This window comes from Shewanella sp. NKUCC05_KAH, from assembly GCF_019345585.1.
GTDB classification, from domain to species: domain Bacteria; phylum Pseudomonadota; class Gammaproteobacteria; order Enterobacterales; family Shewanellaceae; genus Shewanella; species Shewanella oncorhynchi.
Genome location: NZ_JAHKQZ010000001.1, coordinates 386,094 through 403,946 on the forward strand (window position 1 = coordinate 386,094; position 17,853 = coordinate 403,946).

Here is a 17,853-nt window from a genome sequence, read left to right on the forward strand (position 1 = left end):
GAGAAATCAACACAGCTAGCGCCAGACTTATAACCAATGCTTACGTTTAAAGAAGAAATAAGTACCTGCGGCACTGGCTAACATCATCACAATCGCCATAGGGTAACCGTATTGCCACTCAAGCTCAGGCATGCTGGCAAAGTTCATTCCATAACTACTGGCAATCAAGGTCGGTGGTAGAAACACCACAGCGGCAACCGAGAAGATTTTGATGATTTTGTTCTGTTGCAGACCACTGAAACCCATGGCCGCATCGAGCAGAAAGTTTAACTTATCGAAGATGAACTGACTGTGGGGCATCAGCGACTCGATATCCGACAACATTTCCCGCAAGTCCTTTAAATGTTCATCAGATAACTGGCCACGATAATAACGCTGCATATAACGCAGTGAACGCTGAGTATCGAGCAAACTTAATCGAATTTTACCATTAGAGTCTTCTTGCAGAGTGATGAGTTTAAATACATCGTCAAGTTCATCGTTATCAAATACTTGCTCACCGACATTTTCAAGTACAGTGTAAACATCTTCAATTAAGTCAGATAGATAATCCACTTTCAGATTAAATAATTCGAGAAACAATTCCTGCGGTGTCGATACTTCTAACCGTCCCAAACGCAAATAGTTACGCAGCAAACGGATAAGACCTACGTCTTCTTCACGAATTGTCAGTAAAAAATTGCTACGAAGGTTGAAGGAAACGTTAACGCCGCGCACATCTTGGCCGACACGCTGTGGGAATAACGAATTAATATGCAAGCCGTCACTGTTTTGATAAAAACGTGCTGAGGCCTCAATTTCATTGATATCTTCTTCGTCAGGCACTTCTTCAACAGAAAAATGACTTAACCACTCTCGCTCCTCATCATCGGGTTTATACAGATCTAACCAAATGGTCGATGCGGGAATACTGTCCAGTATGCCGAGCTCTGTCACAGTAAGGTGACGATTATCATAGACATAAGCAGTAATCATTTGTCCTCCTGAAAAAAAACTTAAGTTAACGATTCCACTTAAGTGCAGGCTAAAAAATTGTCGCTAGTTTACCGCATAAGTTGGCAATGAAAAGGCGTGCAAGGTAATTTAGTAAAATAAATATGCCTTAGTCGGTTTCGATAATTGCCAACCGTTCTTGGGTCGAAAAGCGAATATGGATGCCATCGATAGTGACCATTTTCGAGTCTGAAATATCCCCTTTGCGCACACGATACTCGCCGTTATTGTCGGCATTCGGTGACACAATTCTCACAGTGACAATTCTATGCTGATCGCGCCAATACCAAACACTGTAACTCAGCAGGCTAAATCCAATCACCACAAACACACTCGTCAACAGGTATCGACGCCACAGCGGTTCACTAAAACGCTTTGAACTGAGATTAACAGCCTGAGGTTCAATCTGACGCTTGCGTTTCACCAGCAAAAACCAAGTGCCAGCAATAACTAAGACTGTTAGTAAAATTTTAATGAGCATGGCTCTTTCCTCTGATATACGTCCGCTTGTGCTCAATGGTCTCGTTCAAGCCAGCAGCAATCTTGCATTGACCCTTCAATGCCACACAAGTTAGCGCATTATACGCAGACTTATGTGGATAAACTGTCTTTGGGATCAAGCTTAAAGTGCACAGTCAAATAGATAAGGCGAATGTACGAGCCATACACATGCACATAGACATAGATATAGACAAAGCAGAACGTTGAAACAGAGTACAACAGACTTATGACAGGGCGAAAACACTGCGGGACCTATACCTAAAATTGATTGCTACAGATCACAACACTTAACATAAGTAAGTACCTGAAATTAAAAATCTTCAAATACCTTCGCCATCCGCTGAATTTGTGCCAAAGGAACGCCGTGGCGATTGCGTTTCGCGCATTCCTGCTGATGAGCCAGACTGCTTGGTTCACCCACAAGCACAATTCTAACTTGATAACCTAAGGCTTTTGCCGCCGCTTCATAGGCCATGTATTCCCAGTGGCACAGATTGGTATTATCACAAATCACCACAGGCTCGCTTGAAGAAAGTGCCTGAATAAACCCCGTCAAATTACATTGATGAAACTCAGGTAATTTCTTGGCATCGAAACGGTATTCATCTTCATGGTAGAAAAAACTATCGGTCGAAAATACGCCACGTTGCCGCACGCCAATGGCTTTTTCTAAAGGAAGGGAAAGAATGTAAGTTTCAACCCAATGTGACTTACCACTGCCCGGTAAGCCACGCATTATAATCGCAACTTTTTCGCTCATGTGTTCGACTCACTGCCAATCACTCGACCCGCTAAAATGGTATCAACCAACTGAGGCACTAACTCCCCCGCTTTTCCTGTGAGGTGATATTGAAACTGACTGTGTCTATCGGGTGCCATCATATTCACTTCTACTGTTTGAGCCCCATGATGGTTAGCAGTATCCACAAAGCCCGCGGCAGGATACACAGTGCCAGAGGTGCCAATGGCGATAAACAAGTCACAGTTATCAAGCGCATCGTGAATTCGATCCATCCCTAAGGGCATTTCACCAAACCACACCACATGGGGACGTAATCGCTGAGCCGGAATACAACAAGTACAGCAATTATCGGCACCAAAGGGCTCACGTAAAATAAAGGTCTGACGTGAGCGCGGACAACGGCCTTTGGATAATTCACCGTGCATATGCAATAGACGGCGCGAACCCGCACGCTCATGCAGGTCATCAATATTTTGTGTGATGATAAGTAATTGACCTTTAAACTCCGCTTCCAACTTTGCCAAGGCCACATGCGCTGCATTGGGCTCAACCGTGCCACTGTGCAGTTGCAACCAACGACTATTGTAGAATCGCTCTACCAATTCAGCATCACGTTCATACCCTTCTGGTGTAGCAACGTCTTCAATATGATGTTCTTCCCATAGACCATCTTGATCGCGAAAGGTGCGTAAACCCGACTCAGCAGAGATCCCTGCGCCGGTTAACACCACAATTTGCTGGTACATGCCGATTCCTTATTATTTTATTTATTTGAATTATTCTCACTGACTTTGGCAGCCGTGAATATTATTCCTTGGTATAACCATACAAAAACTATGCTTGAATTGCCGCAAAATATTGTGATTTAACGCCTATTGACACAATTTATCTGCATATCGCCCTAGAAAGCCAGAACAAAGGTTTAAGTTTTCAACCTGAGCACCTATAATGGCAAACACTATCCACGGATGAACCTATTGGTTCTGCAATCAAGAGATTAGCAATGACAGATGGAAATCAAGCGCTAAAAAAAGCGGGTTTGAAAATTACCCTGCCACGAGTCAAGATCCTAGAACTGATGCAAGGACCTGAAAACCAACATATCAGTGCAGAAGATTTGTACAAGAAGCTGCTCGATATCGGTGAAGAAATTGGTCTAGCCACCGTCTACCGTGTGTTAAACCAATTTGATGATGCAGGTATTGTCAGTCGCCATCATTTTGAGAGCGGTAAAGCCGTTTTCGAACTATCGACTCAGCATCATCATGATCACTTAGTTTGCCTCTCGTGTGGCAAAGTGATTGAGTTTTCAGATGAAGTCATCGAACGTCGTCAAGATGAAATTGCCATGAAACACAATATTAAGCTGACTAATCACAGCTTATATTTGTACGGCACTTGCACCAACGATACCTGTGAGCATAACGACGCCTAAGTCGGCCATTGTGTTTATAAAGAATTAAGCAAAAAACCAGCCTAAGGCTGGTTTTTTATTGGATGATGTTTACGGGCAAACCGCTATAACACCTTGGCGTAGATATTCACTTTATGGCCCATAAACTCATTTTGCTCACGCCAATGCATGCCCACACGCTTAGCCACGCCTTCAGAACCGAGATTCCCTGCTAAGATAAGTGCAATCGTCTGGTCAATGCCAAAACGTTTAAATTCGGCTAATGCAGCAAATGCGGCCTCAGTACCAATTCCAGTTCCCCAATACTCAGGGAAATAACGATAACCCAGTTCGACTTCGCTGAATTCTGGAATAAATTTCGGACCACAAAAACCAATCACCCGCTTATCAGCTTTATGCTCTACCGCCCAACGACCAAAACCATGTTGCTGATAATCGACTTGGATCACCTTGTGAAACAACTCAACCGCCTGCTCGCGAGCTGTAAATGCCTCGGTGGGAATGTACTTCAGCATCGCGGCATTACTGTTCATCAAATAAAGCGCTTCACAATCTTGCTCAGTAAATGGTCGAATAATTAACCGTTCAGTTTGGGTTATCATCTTTGCTCCTTCAAAAATGGCACTTAAAAATCAACCAATGGTTCGCTTAAAGTGCACTGGCGTAACGTCAACGACACTACGCCAATACCTCAAGCTTAACGGTGGAAATCACCACTGCGTTCAGGCTGATACAGGATTTCCTCAATACGCACTTTTACCATAGAACCACCCGGACCTGGCCATTCAATTTCATCACCTTGAGAGAGCCCTAATAATGCGCTGCCCACCGGCGCCAAAATAGAAATCGTCCCTGCGCCGTTCACGTCTTTTGGATACACTAAACGTAAACAGAAAGTCTCATTACTGGATGAAACGCTAAACTTCACTTCTGAATTCATGGTCACCACATTCGCGGGCACCTGTGATGCAGGCACAATATCGGCTCTGTCTAATTCAGCCTCCAATGCCGCTTTGCCCGGAAACGCATTTGCCGGCAGTGACTCCAATAATCGCTCTAGTCTTTCTAAGTCAATTTCCGAAATAATGATTTTAGGTGTTTTCACAGTTTTTCCCTCGTAAAAAATGTGATGTTTAAGCCGTTACTGTGGCTAACATCGACTCTGTTGCTTACCCTCCCCCAATGCGATAAGCCCCATAAAACAAATACGCTCGCAACGATAGACTGCAACCGTGTTAAATAAATTTGAGTTCAAGATTTTTTGCAGAACAGCACTGAAGCCATAAGCACTTAGCTCATGGTTAATGGCTCTACTCACATTATCCTCGCCAATGACACAGACGAGCGCGTAGTAGAGAAGCATCAATCTAACCCGTAGAAGAAAAAATATCTAGTCTTCATGGTGTTAGCTCAATCTCATTCCTGTCATTTACTGCGATTCGCTGCCGAAATTACAGCCAATAAAAAAGGCGCCTTAGGCGCCTTTTATATTCGAAAGGTTAGCTTACCAACCTGTACGAATACGCAGCGCTTTGCCGATATCAGCAAGCGAGCGGACAGTTGTCACGCCCGCTGCTTCTAATGCAGCAAATTTGTCTTCTGCAGTACCTTTACCGCCAGCGATAATCGCGCCAGCATGGCCCATACGCTTACCAGCAGGTGCAGTGACACCCGCAATATAAGACACAACAGGCTTAGTCACGTGTGCTTTAATGAAAGCCGCCGCATCTTCCTCAGCGTTACCACCGATTTCACCGATCATAACGATCGCTTCAGTCTGTGGATCGTTTTGGAACATTTCCAGTACATCAATGAAGCTAGTACCTGGAATTGGGTCACCACCAATACCTACGCAAGTAGATTGGCCGAAACCTTCATCCGTCGTTTGCTTAACGGCTTCATAGGTCAGAGTACCTGAACGAGAAACGATGCCCACTTTGCCTTTTAAGTGGATGTGACCTGGCATAATGCCGATCTTACATTCACCTGGGGTGATCACACCTGGGCAGTTAGGGCCGATCATGCGAACGCCAGTTTCTTCAAGCTTCACTTTAACTTGCAGCATGTCCAGTGTAGGAATGCCTTCAGTGATACAAACGATAAGCTCGATGCCACCGTCGATAGCTTCAAGAATGGCATCTTTACAGAAAGGAGCCGGTACATAGATCACAGAAGCAGTTGCGCCAGTCGCAGCCACAGCGTCTTTCACAGTGTTGAACACTGGAAGACCTAAGTGAGTTTGACCACCTTTACCAGGAGACACACCGCCCACCATTTGCGTACCATAATCGATAGCTTGTTGTGAGTGGAATGTACCTTGACCGCCAGTGAAACCTTGGCAAATTACCTTGGTATCTTTATTGATTAAGACAGACATTATTTGCCCTCCGCAGCTTTAACTACTTGCTCAGCCGCGTCAGTTAGACTGGTAGCTGCAATGATATCTAGACCTGATTTAGCTAATACTTCACGGCCAAGTTCAGCGTTAGTACCTTCTAAACGAACCACAACCGGTACTTTAACGCCCACTTCTTTAACAGCGCCGATAATACCTTCTGCGATCATGTCACAACGTACGATACCGCCGAAAATGTTAACCAGAACCGCTTTCACATTGCTGTCAGACAGAATGATTTTGAATGCTTCAGCTACACGTTCTTTCGTCGCGCCGCCGCCTACGTCTAAGAAGTTCGCTGGCTTGCCACCGTGCAAGTTAACGATATCCATAGTACCCATCGCAAGACCAGCACCGTTCACCATACAGCCAACGTTACCGTCTAATGCAACGTAGTTCAGCTCGAACTTAGCAGCGTGAGCTTCGCGGGCATCATCCTGTGATGGATCGTGCATGCCTTTGATTTTTGGTTGACGGTAAAGTGCGTTACCGTCGATACCGATTTTACCGTCTAGGCAGTGTAGGTTGCCTTCAGTGGTAATAACCAGTGGGTTGATTTCAAGCAATGCGAAATCATGATCAACGAACATAGTCGCCAGACCCATGAAAATCTTAGTGAACTGCTTCATTTGAGTTGGGTTTAAACCTAACTTGAAGCCAAGATCACGTGCTTGATAACCTTGTGGGCCAGTTAAAGGATCTATGATTGCAGTGTGGATGAGTTCTGGCGTTTCTTCTGCCACTTTCTCAATTTCAACACCACCTTCAGTCGACGCCATGAACACAACACGACGAGTCGCGCGGTCAACAACGGCACCTAAGTACAGTTCGTTAGCGATGTCGGTACAGCTTTCTACTAAAATTTTAGCAACTGGCTGGCCTTTCTCATCAGTTTGATAAGTCACCAGATTTTTGCCTAACCAGTGTTCGGCAAAGGCTCTGATTTCTTCTTTATCGCCAGTGACTTTAACGCCACCTGCTTTACCGCGGCCGCCTGCGTGTACTTGACACTTAACAACCCATAAATTTCCGCCAATATGGCCTGCCGCTTCTACAGCTTCTTGGGCTGTATCACATGCAAAACCTTCTGACACTGGTAAACCATATTCGGCAAATAAGGATTTTGCCTGATACTCATGCAAATTCATGATGATCTATCCGTATACTTCTAATCAAATCCAACTGGCCCGTTTGGGCCAGTCACGAGGGTATGTCTGGCTATTTCTTTAAGCGCAATCTCTTATAGAGTTGTGTTACAGATCAAGCAGCAGACGAGTTGGGTCTTCTAGGAAGTCTTTAATCGCAACCAAGAAACCAACAGACTCACGGCCATCAACAATACGATGGTCATATGAGAGTGCTAGGTACATCATGGGCAGGATTTCAACCTGACCATTGACTGCCATTGGGCGATCTTTAATGGCATGCATGCCTAAAATCGCACTTTGTGGCAGGTTAAGGATCGGTGTAGACATCAGTGAACCGAAAACACCACCGTTAGTCACAGTGAAGTTACCGCCAGTCATGTCAGCCACAGTCAGCTTACCGTCACGGCCTTTAAGGGCTAAGTCACGAACGGCTTTTTCGATTTCAGCTAAGTTCATGGTATCAGTGTCACGTAACACTGGTGTTACCAGACCACGTGGTGTTGATACTGCGATGCTGATGTCGAAGTAGTTGTGATAGACGATATCATCGCCATCAATAGACGCGTTGACTTCTGGGAAACGTTTCAGCGCTTCAGTCACGGCTTTGATGTAGAAAGACATAAAGCCTAAACGGATACCGTGGCGCTTTTCAAAGATATCTTGGTATTGCTTACGGATATCCATGATGGGCTTCATGTTCACTTCGTTAAACGTCGTGAGCATAGCGGTAGAGTTTTTCGCTTCTAACAAGCGGTTTGCGATTGTCTTACGCAGACGTGTCATTGGCACGCGCTTCTCGCTACGGCCAGCCGCTAACGGAGCTACAGCAGGTGCTGCTGGCGCCGCTGCTTTAGGCGCAGACTTAACAAAAGCTTCAACGTCTTCTTTCGTAATACGACCACCCACACCAGTGCCTTTTACTTTGCTGGCATCAACATTGTGCTCAGCCAGTAAACGGCGTACAGATGGGCTTAACGCATCACTGCTTTCATCGCTGGTTTCAGCTGCTGGCGTTGCCGCTTCAGCTTGCGCTTTAGTGACTTCTTTGCCCGATACAGCACCGGCGATGAATTTAGCGATCACTTGTTCACCCAGAACAGTGGCGCCTTCTTCAAATAAAAACTCGCCAATGTGGCCATCTTCTGGCGCAACCACTTCAAGAACCACTTTATCGGTTTCAATATCAACCAGGTTTTGATCACGAGAAACTTGCTCGCCCACTTTCACATGCCAAGTGGCAATCGTGGCATCGGCAACAGATTCTGGTAGTACGGGTACCTTGATTTCGATACTCATGAAAAACTATCCTTTTATAAAATGTCTATTACTACAGTGTGATTGTAAGTTTCAGGGCACTGTTCACTAAAGATTCTTGCTGATGTGTGTGCAACTCAGGGTAACCACACGCTGGTGCAGCTGACGCTTCACGACCAGCATAAGTTAACTGTGCACCTGCAGGAACCGCGGCCCAGAAATGGTGTTGACTAGAGTACCAAGCACCTTGGTTCTGTGGCTCTTCCTGACACCAAACAAAATCTTTCACATGTTGGTAATCAGCCAAAGCAACGATCATTTCATCATGTGGGAACGGATATAACTGTTCGACACGGATTAACGCTACGTTAGTGATATTTTCTCTACGACGTTTTTCCAGCAGTTCGAAGTAAACCTTACCACTGCAGAAGACAACTCGGTCAACCTTGCTTGCTTCCAAGGTATCGATTTCACCGATCACATTTTGGAAACTGCCATTGGCTAATTCTTCCAAGCTTGAAACCGCTAATGGATGACGTAGTAATGACTTAGGCGACATAACGATAAGTGGTCGACGCATAGGACGCACCACTTGGCGGCGCAACATATGATAGACCTGTGCAGGTGTTGAAGGCACACACACTTGCATATTGTGGTTAGCACACATCTGCAAGAAACGCTCTAAACGGGCGCTTGAATGCTCAGGGCCTTGACCTTCATAGCCATGGGGTAACAGCATAGTCAGACCACATAAGCGGCCCCACTTCTGCTCACCCGATGACAAGAACTGATCGATTACCACTTGGGCACAGTTAGCAAAGTCACCAAACTGCGCTTCCCAAATAGTCAATCCACCGGGTTCTGCTGTGGCATAACCATACTCAAACGCCAGTACTGAGGCTTCTGATAATACTGAGTCAGTAATATCAATTGGGCCTTGTTCATCAGCAATATTGCGCAGTGGCATGTAAGTCGTGCCATCGTTTTGATTGTGCAATACAGCATGACGATGGAAGAAAGTACCGCGGCCAGAATCCTGACCTGTAATACGTACACGCTTGTTGTCTTCCAGAATTGAGGCATAAGCCAGCGTTTCTGCAAAACCCCAATCGAGTGGCTTCTCGCCTTTTGCCATCGCTAAACGGTCGCTATAAATCTTAGCAACACGTGATTGCAACGGATGACTTTCAGGTACATAGCTCAGTTTGTCAGCCAGACTTTGTAAACGCTCAGCCGACATAGAGGCTTGATACGCTTCGTCCCACTCACGACCGATATACGGTGTCCAATCAACAGAATGCAGCGTCATTGGGCGCCATTCTTTAACCACACAATCACCTTGATCTAATGCATCACGGTAATTATTGATAAGACCAGTCACATCATCAGCAGCCATCACGTTTTCAGCGATTAGCTTGTCTGCATAAATCTTACGTGGCGTTGGGTGTTTCTTGATCTTGGCATACATCAACGGCTGAGTCGCACTTGGCTCATCGGCTTCGTTATGACCATGACGGCGATAACACACTAATTCAACCACCACATCACGTTTGAACTCGTTACGATAATCAACGGCTAACTGCGACACAAAAGCAACGGCTTCGGGATCATCAGAGTTAACGTGGAAAATCGGTGCCTGAACCATCTTAGCGATGTCAGTACAGTATTCCGTCGAACGAGTGTCCGCATGGTTAGACGTCGTGAAACCCACTTGGTTGTTCACTACGATGCGAATACTGCCGCCGACTTTAAAGCCACGGGTTTGAGACATGTTGAATGTCTCTTGTACTATCCCTTGACCTGCAATTGCAGAGTCACCGTGGATAGTAATAGGCATGACTTGTAGGCCATCCTTACAACCGCGACGATCTTGACGGGCACGTACAGAGCCAATCACCACAGGGTTAACGATTTCAAGGTGCGATGGGTTAAAGGCCAGTGCTAAATGCACATTGCCGCCCGGCGTTTCAAAATCAGAGGAGAAACCTTGGTGGTACTTAACGTCACCAGAACCGTGGGTATCAGCATGCTTACCCGCGAACTCGTCAAACAGTTCAGCTGGACGCTTACCTAATACGTTCACTAATACGTTCAGACGACCACGGTGAGCCATACCGACGACGATTTCTTTAGTACCGGCTTCACCTGCACGATAAATAATTTCGCGCATCATAGGCACTAACGCATCACCGCCTTCTAACGAGAAACGTTTCGCACCAGGGAATTTAGCACCTAAGTATTTTTCAATACCTTCTGCGGCGTTAAGGCCTTCAAGAATGCGTGTCTTAACACTTTTATCGTAGTTAGCTTTACCTAAGGAAGGTTCGAGACGTTGTTGGATCCAGCGTTTCTCATCGGTATCGGTAATGTGCATATATTCAGCACCGATAGAACCACAGTAGGTGGCTTTCAGCGCTTTTACCAAATCCGCGAGCTTCATGGTTTCGCCACCATGAGCAAAAGAACCTGTATTAAACTCACGTTCCATGTCTTCTTTAGTCAAGCCGTGGAAGGCAGGATCTAAATCAGCTACGGGTTCACGTTTCCACAATTCGAGGGGATCAAGATTAGCACCTTGGTGACCACGGAAACGATGGGCGTTAATTAATTGCAGGACTTTAACTTGTTTAGCATCCATTTCAGGATCCGTCACACGAGCAGAGCTCTTATGGCGTCCTTCTAACGCTAAACTGCGAAAATAATCACGTACTTTTGAGTGAGCAGCTTCAGGCGCATCAACAGAGGCACCGTTCACAGGAGGGAGATTATCAAATACCGCACGCCAATCATCAGCGACTGACTGTGGGTCTTCTTGATAGGCTTCATACATCTCTTCTACGTAGGTCGAATTTGCACCACTTAAGTGAGATGATTCGAGCCAGGCTTTCATGATGCCTTGGTGCATTTCTATTCCTTTCAAACTTTATACACGTGCTTAGCCATAGTATTAAATATGCAGTCTGTAGAGATTACCTTCGACGCATAATTTCTGCCGCCCCTAGATGTCCAGATATACGGCGCGTTGTCTTCCATTACATACGCAAAAGAGTCACCTTCTGCTACCAGAAAGTGACTCTTCAAGAGCTATATTATTATTGGTTTCAGCTCGGGTTCTCGCATTACACTGCTCGCTTCAACAGCATGGACTTAATATGACCAATTGCTTTAGTCGGATTAAGACCTTTTGGACAAACGTCAACGCAGTTCATGATGCCATGGCAACGGAACACGCTATAGGCGTCGTCCAGCTCAGATAAACGTTCTTCTGTAGCTGTATCGCGACTGTCGATCAAGAAACGATATGCGTGAAGCAGACCGCTTGGACCGATAAACTTATCAGGATTCCACCAGAATGATGGGCAAGCCGTAGAACAACAGGCACACATGATACATTCGTACAAACCATCTAAATGAGCACGCTCTTCAGGGGATTGTAAGTGTTCACGAGCAGGTTGTTTCTCATCATTGATGAGGTAAGGCTTGATCTTCTCATACTGCTTATAGAACTGAGTTAAATCAACAACTAAGTCACGAACAACTGGCATACCTGGTAATGGACGTATTTCTAATTTCTTACCTTTAAAGGTTGAAATTGGGGTAATACACGCCAGACCATTCTTACCATTCATGTTCACGCCGTCTGAACCACACACGCCTTCACGGCATGAGCGACGGAATGACAAAGTCGGATCTTGCTCTTTCAACTTGATCAGTGCATCGAGCACCATCATGTCAGAGCCTTCAGCCACTTCTAAGCTGTAATCCTGCATATACGGTTTAGTATCTACGTCAGGATTGTAGCGATAAACTGCAAATGTCAATTTCATCTTTGCAACTCCTAGTAGGTACGTTTCTTCGGCGGGAATGCTTCACGTAACTTAGGTGCCATGTTCACTGCACGACGATCCATCGTTTCAGTGATTGGGTCAAATAAGCTGTGGCATAACCAGTTCTCATCATCACGCTCTAAATAATCTTCACGTGAGTGAGCACCGCGACTTTCGGTACGGAAGTTAGCCGCATAAGCCGTGGCGATTGCCGTTGCCATCAAGTTATCTAACTCTAAACATTCAATACGTTGAGTATTGAATTCACGAGAGTTATCAGACAATTTAGCATTTGCAAGACGTTCACGAATCACTTTCAACTGCTCTAACCCTTCAGCCATAGCATCGCCACGACGGAATACAGAGAAGTTTAATTGCATACACAGTTGCAGATCCTTACGGATTTGCGCTGGATCTTCGCCATCTTTGTTGCTTTCCCAACGATTCAGACGCGCCAGAGAGGCAGCAATATCCGCATCACTTGCGTCTTTTGGATCGTCAGTCTCATCCAAAGCTTTACCTAAATGCTGACCCGCTGCGCGGCCAAAGACCACTAAATCAAGCAGTGAGTTACCACCTAAACGGTTTGCACCATGTACAGATACACAGGCAATCTCACCCACAGCGAACAGACCAATAACATCTTGTTCAGTGCCGTCTTCATTCTTACGAATAACTTGACCACTGACCTTAGTTGGTAGACCGCCCATCATATAATGACACGTTGGTAGTACTGGAATTGGACCATCGGCTGGATCGATATGGGCAAAAGTACGAGACAATTCACACACGCCTGGTAAACGTGCTTCTAATGTTTCTTTACCTAAGTGATCAAGCTTCAGTAAACAGTGTGGGCCTAATGGACCGTCTAAACCACGACCTTCGCGGATTTCAGTCATCATTGAACGTGCTACCACGTCACGTGATGCCAAATCTTTCGCGTTAGGGGCATAACGCTCCATGAAACGCTCGCCGTCTTTGTTCAGCAGATAACCGCCTTCACCACGACAACCTTCAGTCACAAGTACACCCGCGCCGGCGATGCCGGTTGGGTGGAATTGCCACATTTCCATGTCTTGCATTTGCACGCCAGCACGCATTGCCATACCAACGCCGTCACCGGTGTTGATATGCGCGTTAGTCGTCGAAGCGTAAATACGCCCTGCACCACCGGTCGCAAGAATCGTTGCTTTAGCTTTGAAATAAACGATATCGCCCGTTTCAATTTCAATCGCAGTACAACCCACAACGGCGCCATCATCGTTTTTAACGAGATCTAATGCATACCATTCTGAGAAGACTTGCGTCTTATGCTTAACGTTTTGTTGGTATAAACAGTGAAGCAAAGCATGACCAGTACGGTCGGCAGCTGCCGCAGTACGCGCAGCCTGCTCGCCACCAAAGTTCTTAGATTGACCACCAAATGGACGTTGGTAAATCGTACCATTTTCGAAACGAGAGAAAGGCAAACCCATTTGCTCAAGTTCAATCACGGCTTCAGGACCGGTTTTACACATGAACTCGATCGCTTCTTGGTCACCGATAAAATCGGAACCTTTCACGGTATCGTACATGTGTTGTTCCCAATGATCTTCATGGGCGTTACCTAACGCAACAGTGATACCACCCTGCGCAGATACGGTATGAGAACGGGTTGGGAATACTTTTGATAAAAGCGCACAGCTTTTACCTTCTTTGGAAATCTGCAGCGCTGCACGCATACCAGCGCCACCGGCACCGATCACTACAGCATCAAATTCGCGTACTGGAATACTCACTTAGACACCCCACACAATAACAATGCCGGCCGCTAAATAACAAAATACGGTAACGACAAAGGTGAACTGTAAAACACCACGTAACGACGTGCACTTAACGTAATCTGTCAGCACTTGCCATACACCAATCCAAGCATGTACTAATAAGGCTACCAGCGTCAGAAGTGTAAACACTTTCATTGGCAGAGCACTAAATAGGCCATGCCAGACGTCGTAGGTGAGAGGGGAACTACATGCAATAAAGCCAACCAAGAAAATGGTGTAACAGGCGAGGATCACTGCACTAGCGCGTAGTAGAATATAGTCATGAACACCACTGCGTCCAAAACTTGCTGCATTGGTTACCATACCCAGATCCCCGCTATGATTGAAAAGGCTACCGTTAAGGCAAATACAGCTTTCGCTGATGCGGCACCCGATGACAATTCTTCCCAACGACCGGTATCCATTACTAAGTGGCGCAGGCCACCAAACAAGTGATAGGCCAGTGCAGTCATAATGCCCCACAGGATAAACTTCATCACGAAGTTATCGAATAGAGACTGTACGCCAGCGAAACTTTCAGCTGATGCTAAAGATGAATTTAGCAACCAAATGAGAATGCCAACTGCGAACAGCATGATGACACCGGAAACACGGTGAAGAATTGACACAATCGCTGTTGCAGGAAAGCGAATGGTCTGCAGATCTAAATGGACAGGTCTTTGCTTTTTCACGTTCTGCTCACTCAGCTCCATTGAGCATTTTTTTTGTTATGTGAACCGCTTTTGTACAAACTTTAAACAGGATGTTGATCACTGCAAAAGTAAACACAAAAGCAAAGTTTAAACAAACAGTTAACTATCTGAGCACGCACTCATTTAACATGTAAACAAAGGGTGCTTTATAATCGTTGTTTGCGGCCCTTATTGGGCGAGGCAAGTATACTCGCGGCAAATGTCAAATACAAACATCACAGAATGCAAATTATGTTTTTTTGACTATTTTTTACTGTAAGTGCCAGTTACAAATAGAAAAGTAAAGGCTTTTATACCATGGTCTAACAAATTTAAACGCTTATTTAAATTGAAATGTGATCTAGAATGGCTGTAAAGTAATGGCGGTTTGACATGCCGCACTCACAGATAAGAACTAAGTAAGGAGAACGGGGTATGGCTGATTTAAAAGCCAAATTAGAATTACCAGGGAACGACTCGATAGAATTGCCAGTAAAGCAGGGAACCGCTGGTTTTGACGTAATCGATATCAGTAAACTTGGCAGCAAAGGTTACTTTACTTTTGATCCAGGTTTTCTTGCGACTGCCTCCTGTGAATCTGCAATTACCTATATTGATGGTGATCTAGGTATATTGTTACACCGTGGCTATCCAATCGATCAACTTGCCGTTGACTCCGATTACCTAGACCTGTGTTATTTGCTGCTTTACGGTGAACTGCCGACCAAAGCGCAATATACTGAGTTTGTACATACAGTTAAAACCCACACTATGGTTCACGAGCAGCTAGCCTTCTTCTTTAGAGGTTTCCGTCGTGATGCTCATCCAATGGCCATGTTATGTGGTGTGACGGGTGCATTATCTGCATTTTACCAAGACTCTCTGGATGTTAACGATCCACGTCACCGTGAAATCGCCGCTTATCGCTTAGTCTCAAAAATGCCTACGATAGCAGCCATGTGCTACAAGTATTCTTCAGGCCAGCCATTCGTGTACCCACGTAATGACTTAAGCTATGCGGGCAACTTCTTAAGCATGATGTTTGCTGTACCGTGCGAAGAATACGTCGTGAACCCTATTGTTGAGCGTGCAATGGACAGGATCTTCATTTTACATGCAGATCATGAACAAAACGCATCGACTTCAACAGTACGTTTAGCCGGTTCTTCAGGTGCAAACCCATTTGCGTGTATCGCAGCGGGTATCGCATCTCTTTGGGGCCCTGCACACGGCGGCGCTAACGAAGCCTGTTTGCAAATGTTAGAAGAAATCGGTTCAGTAGACCGTATTCCTGAATTCATTGAACGCGCTAAAGATAAAAATGATCCTTTCCGTCTGATGGGCTTTGGACACCGTGTTTACAAAAACTTTGACCCACGAGCCAAAGTGATGCGTGAAACCTGTCATGAAGTGCTGAAAGAACTGAAAGTACAAGATCCACTCTTGGATGTGGCAATGGAGCTTGAGCGCATTGCACTTGAAGACGAATACTTCATTTCTAAAAAGCTGTATCCAAACGTCGACTTCTACTCTGGCATCATAATGAAAGCTATTGGTATTCCAACCAGTATGTTTACTGTGCTGTTTGCACTGGCACGTACTGTAGGCTGGATTGCTCACTGGAAAGAAATGTTAGATCAACCAGGCCACAAAATCAGCCGTCCACGTCAGTTATATACTGGTGAAACTGCGCGTGATTTCGTCGCACAAGACAAACGCTAAGTCCCACGACTTACGCATTAAAAAGCGCCTAAGGGCGCTTTTTTCATTTCAAATAATCCTCTTTTAAACTTCCTTCTCCTGACAAAATACATTGTTGCAATTGCGCACTTGTGTAATCTTAATTAACCGCGTTTAGTTATTCTCATCACTTTTTAAACCTTTTAGCTACATTTAGTAAGAATCACAAATCACACTTAGCTAAAAACACGACTAATAGACTGAAATTAAACAAATTTAAAAATTGGCATGGTTTCTGCTAACAACTGACATCACAATAAAGACAACAGGTAACATTCTTATGGAAAAGTCAAAAATTGCTCAATTCACCCTGCCACTGCTAATGATTTCGATGCTAGCAGCCTGTGGTGAGGAAGAAGTGGTCAAAAAAGAAGAAAAATATGCCATTCCCGTCGAAACCACTACAGTGATGCAAGGAAACGTTTCATCTTTTTACAGTACAACTGCCACCTTAGAAGCGCCACAGGAAGCCAATGTAGTGAGTCGTATATCAGGACTCATTGAATCTCTCGCTGTTGAAGAAGGTGACCGCGTTCAAAAGGGTCAAGTACTCGCTGTTATTGATGCCAAAAGACAGCAATACGATTTAGACCGCTCAGAAGCCGAAGTCAAAATCATCGAGCAAGAATTAAATCGTCTGAAGAAAATGAGCAACAGAGAATTTATCAGCGCGGATTCAATGGCCAAACTTGAATATAACTTGCAAGCCGCTATTGCTAAAAAAGATCTCGCCGAACTGCAAGTAAAAGAAAGCCGCGTCCTTTCCCCTATCAGCGGCGTCGTAGCTAAACGTTATGTGAAAGCTGGCAATATGGCGAAGGAATTTGGCGACTTGTTTTATATAGTCAACCAAGATGAACTCCACGGTATAGTTCATTTGCCAGAGCAACAGCTTGCGAGCTTAAAACTCGGCCAAGAAGCACAAGTGTTTAGTAATCAACATAGCAAGAATGCTATCCACGCCAAAGTGTTGCGCATAAGCCCGATTGTGGACCCACAAAGTGGCACCTTTAAGGTGACACTTGCTGTGCCGAATCAAGAGGCGCGCCTTAAAGCTGGCATGTTTACCCGGGTTGAGCTCAAATACGATACCCACGAGAACGTGATTACTGTTCCCTACAGCGCCTTGATTAACCAAGACAACAAACAAGCGCTTTATGTTATTGATGGTACCAATGCGAACCGTCGTGAAGTCGAAATTGGCTACCGTGAAGGTGATTCGGTAGAAGTGATTACAGGTATTAACCCCGGTGAGCAAGTCGTTACCCGTGGCCAGCAAAACTTGAAAGACCAATCCTTAGTCGAAGTGATCACCCCACTCGATCTTGCTTCCGCTAAGAACTGA

At 45.3% G+C, this 17,853-nt stretch carries 17 protein-coding genes; 3 read left to right on the forward strand and 14 right to left on the reverse strand.

Translation table 11 applies throughout. The features are described 5' to 3' along the window. Window positions 1-27: 27 nt before the first annotated feature. The 4 genes from corA to cobB all read right to left on the reverse strand — a co-directional run bounded on the left by corA (window position 28) and on the right by cobB (window position 2,982). Window positions 28-975 (reverse strand): magnesium/cobalt transporter CorA, encoded by a 948-nt coding sequence (gene corA, locus KO533_RS01630; RefSeq protein ID WP_105252689.1) that lies wholly within the window; start codon window positions 973-975, stop codon window positions 28-30. Between the two features lie 127 nt (window positions 976-1,102). Further along, complete coding sequence (locus tag KO533_RS01635) at window positions 1,103-1,474, reverse strand: hypothetical protein (RefSeq protein WP_219252618.1); 372 nt, start codon at window positions 1,472-1,474, stop codon at window positions 1,103-1,105. 330 nt (window positions 1,475-1,804) lie between these two features. Continuing rightward, entirely contained in the window at window positions 1,805-2,254 is a 450-nt protein-coding gene (locus KO533_RS01640; protein WP_198572329.1) for an ATP-binding protein, read from the reverse strand. Then, window positions 2,251-2,982 carry a Sir2 family NAD+-dependent deacetylase gene (gene cobB / locus KO533_RS01645; RefSeq protein ID WP_219252620.1) on the reverse strand — a complete coding sequence of 244 codons (732 nt, stop codon included), beginning with the start codon at window positions 2,980-2,982 and terminating at the stop codon, window positions 2,251-2,253. Before cobB ends, KO533_RS01640 begins: the two co-directional genes overlap by 4 nt. A gap of 257 nt (window positions 2,983-3,239) precedes the next feature. Between cobB and fur the strand changes: the two genes are divergently transcribed. Further along, on the forward strand, window positions 3,240-3,671 hold the full coding sequence (gene fur, locus KO533_RS01650) for a ferric iron uptake transcriptional regulator (RefSeq protein ID WP_028759706.1): 432 nt from the start codon (window positions 3,240-3,242) through the stop codon (window positions 3,669-3,671). 83 nt (window positions 3,672-3,754) lie between these two features. Here fur and KO533_RS01655 read toward each other — a convergent pair whose 3' ends face one another. The 10 genes from KO533_RS01655 to sdhC all read right to left on the reverse strand — a co-directional run bounded on the left by KO533_RS01655 (window position 3,755) and on the right by sdhC (window position 14,789). Next, on the reverse strand, window positions 3,755-4,252 hold the full coding sequence (locus KO533_RS01655) for a GNAT family N-acetyltransferase (protein WP_219252622.1): 498 nt from the start codon (window positions 4,250-4,252) through the stop codon (window positions 3,755-3,757). A 95-nt stretch (window positions 4,253-4,347) separates the two neighbouring features. After that, entirely contained in the window at window positions 4,348-4,755 is a 408-nt protein-coding gene (rnk, locus tag KO533_RS01660; protein ID WP_028759704.1) for a nucleoside diphosphate kinase regulator, read from the reverse strand. Between the two features lie 399 nt (window positions 4,756-5,154). After that, window positions 5,155-6,027 carry a succinate--CoA ligase subunit alpha gene (gene sucD / locus KO533_RS01665; RefSeq protein ID WP_028759703.1) on the reverse strand — a complete coding sequence of 291 codons (873 nt, stop codon included), beginning with the start codon at window positions 6,025-6,027 and terminating at the stop codon, window positions 5,155-5,157. Next, on the reverse strand, window positions 6,027-7,193 hold the full coding sequence (gene sucC / locus KO533_RS01670; protein ID WP_006081976.1) for an ADP-forming succinate--CoA ligase subunit beta: 1,167 nt from the start codon (window positions 7,191-7,193) through the stop codon (window positions 6,027-6,029). Before sucC ends, sucD begins: the two co-directional genes overlap by 1 nt. Window positions 7,194-7,298: 105 nt before the next feature. Continuing rightward, entirely contained in the window at window positions 7,299-8,489 is a 1,191-nt protein-coding gene (odhB, locus tag KO533_RS01675; RefSeq protein ID WP_006081977.1) for a 2-oxoglutarate dehydrogenase complex dihydrolipoyllysine-residue succinyltransferase, read from the reverse strand. 31 nt (window positions 8,490-8,520) lie between these two features. Next, window positions 8,521-11,352, reverse strand: a complete 2,832-nt coding sequence (gene sucA, locus KO533_RS01680) for a 2-oxoglutarate dehydrogenase E1 component (protein ID WP_219252624.1) — start codon at window positions 11,350-11,352, stop codon at window positions 8,521-8,523. 214 nt (window positions 11,353-11,566) lie between these two features. Then, a complete protein-coding gene (locus tag KO533_RS01685) occupies window positions 11,567-12,274 on the reverse strand; it encodes a succinate dehydrogenase iron-sulfur subunit (RefSeq protein WP_028759701.1) in 708 nt (235 codons plus the stop codon). 11 nt (window positions 12,275-12,285) lie between these two features. Continuing rightward, entirely contained in the window at window positions 12,286-14,052 is a 1,767-nt protein-coding gene (gene sdhA / locus KO533_RS01690; RefSeq protein WP_105252695.1) for a succinate dehydrogenase flavoprotein subunit, read from the reverse strand. Then, entirely contained in the window at window positions 14,053-14,400 is a 348-nt protein-coding gene (gene sdhD, locus KO533_RS01695; protein WP_028759700.1) for a succinate dehydrogenase, hydrophobic membrane anchor protein, read from the reverse strand. Then, window positions 14,394-14,789, reverse strand: coding sequence for a succinate dehydrogenase, cytochrome b556 subunit (gene sdhC, locus KO533_RS01700; protein ID WP_012089416.1), 396 nt, complete (start codon window positions 14,787-14,789; stop codon window positions 14,394-14,396). Before sdhC ends, sdhD begins: the two co-directional genes overlap by 7 nt. Window positions 14,790-15,203: 414 nt before the next feature. Here sdhC and KO533_RS01705 point away from each other — a divergent pair, with 414 nt between their 5' ends. Both KO533_RS01705 and KO533_RS01710 read left to right on the forward strand, forming a co-directional pair. Beyond that, window positions 15,204-16,490, forward strand: a complete 1,287-nt coding sequence (locus KO533_RS01705) for a citrate synthase (protein ID WP_105252697.1) — start codon at window positions 15,204-15,206, stop codon at window positions 16,488-16,490. Between the two features lie 298 nt (window positions 16,491-16,788). Next, window positions 16,789-17,853 (forward strand): efflux RND transporter periplasmic adaptor subunit, encoded by a 1,065-nt coding sequence (locus KO533_RS01710; protein WP_105252698.1) that lies wholly within the window; start codon window positions 16,789-16,791, stop codon window positions 17,851-17,853.

Coding starts and splice junctions, on each gene's coding strand:
- corA (WP_105252689.1), bottom strand. CDS start 975: ATGATTACTGCTTATGTCTATGATAATCGTCACCTTACTGTGACAGAG.
- KO533_RS01635 (WP_219252618.1), bottom strand. CDS start 1,474: ATGCTCATTAAAATTTTACTAACAGTCTTAGTTATTGCTGGCACTTGG.
- KO533_RS01640 (WP_198572329.1), bottom strand. CDS start 2,254: ATGAGCGAAAAAGTTGCGATTATAATGCGTGGCTTACCGGGCAGTGGT.
- cobB (WP_219252620.1), bottom strand. CDS start 2,982: ATGTACCAGCAAATTGTGGTGTTAACCGGCGCAGGGATCTCTGCTGAG.
- fur (WP_028759706.1), top strand. CDS start 3,240: ATGACAGATGGAAATCAAGCGCTAAAAAAAGCGGGTTTGAAAATTACC.
- KO533_RS01655 (WP_219252622.1), bottom strand. CDS start 4,252: ATGATAACCCAAACTGAACGGTTAATTATTCGACCATTTACTGAGCAA.
- sucD (WP_028759703.1), bottom strand. CDS start 6,027: ATGTCTGTCTTAATCAATAAAGATACCAAGGTAATTTGCCAAGGTTTC.
- sucC (WP_006081976.1), bottom strand. CDS start 7,193: ATGAATTTGCATGAGTATCAGGCAAAATCCTTATTTGCCGAATATGGT.
- odhB (WP_006081977.1), bottom strand. CDS start 8,489: ATGAGTATCGAAATCAAGGTACCCGTACTACCAGAATCTGTTGCCGAT.
- sucA (WP_219252624.1), bottom strand. CDS start 11,352: ATGCACCAAGGCATCATGAAAGCCTGGCTCGAATCATCTCACTTAAGT.
- KO533_RS01685 (WP_028759701.1), bottom strand. CDS start 12,274: ATGAAATTGACATTTGCAGTTTATCGCTACAATCCTGACGTAGATACT.
- sdhD (WP_028759700.1), bottom strand. CDS start 14,400: ATGGTAACCAATGCAGCAAGTTTTGGACGCAGTGGTGTTCATGACTAT.
- sdhC (WP_012089416.1), bottom strand. CDS start 14,789: ATGGAGCTGAGTGAGCAGAACGTGAAAAAGCAAAGACCTGTCCATTTA.
- KO533_RS01705 (WP_105252697.1), top strand. CDS start 15,204: ATGGCTGATTTAAAAGCCAAATTAGAATTACCAGGGAACGACTCGATA.
- KO533_RS01710 (WP_105252698.1), top strand. CDS start 16,789: ATGGAAAAGTCAAAAATTGCTCAATTCACCCTGCCACTGCTAATGATT.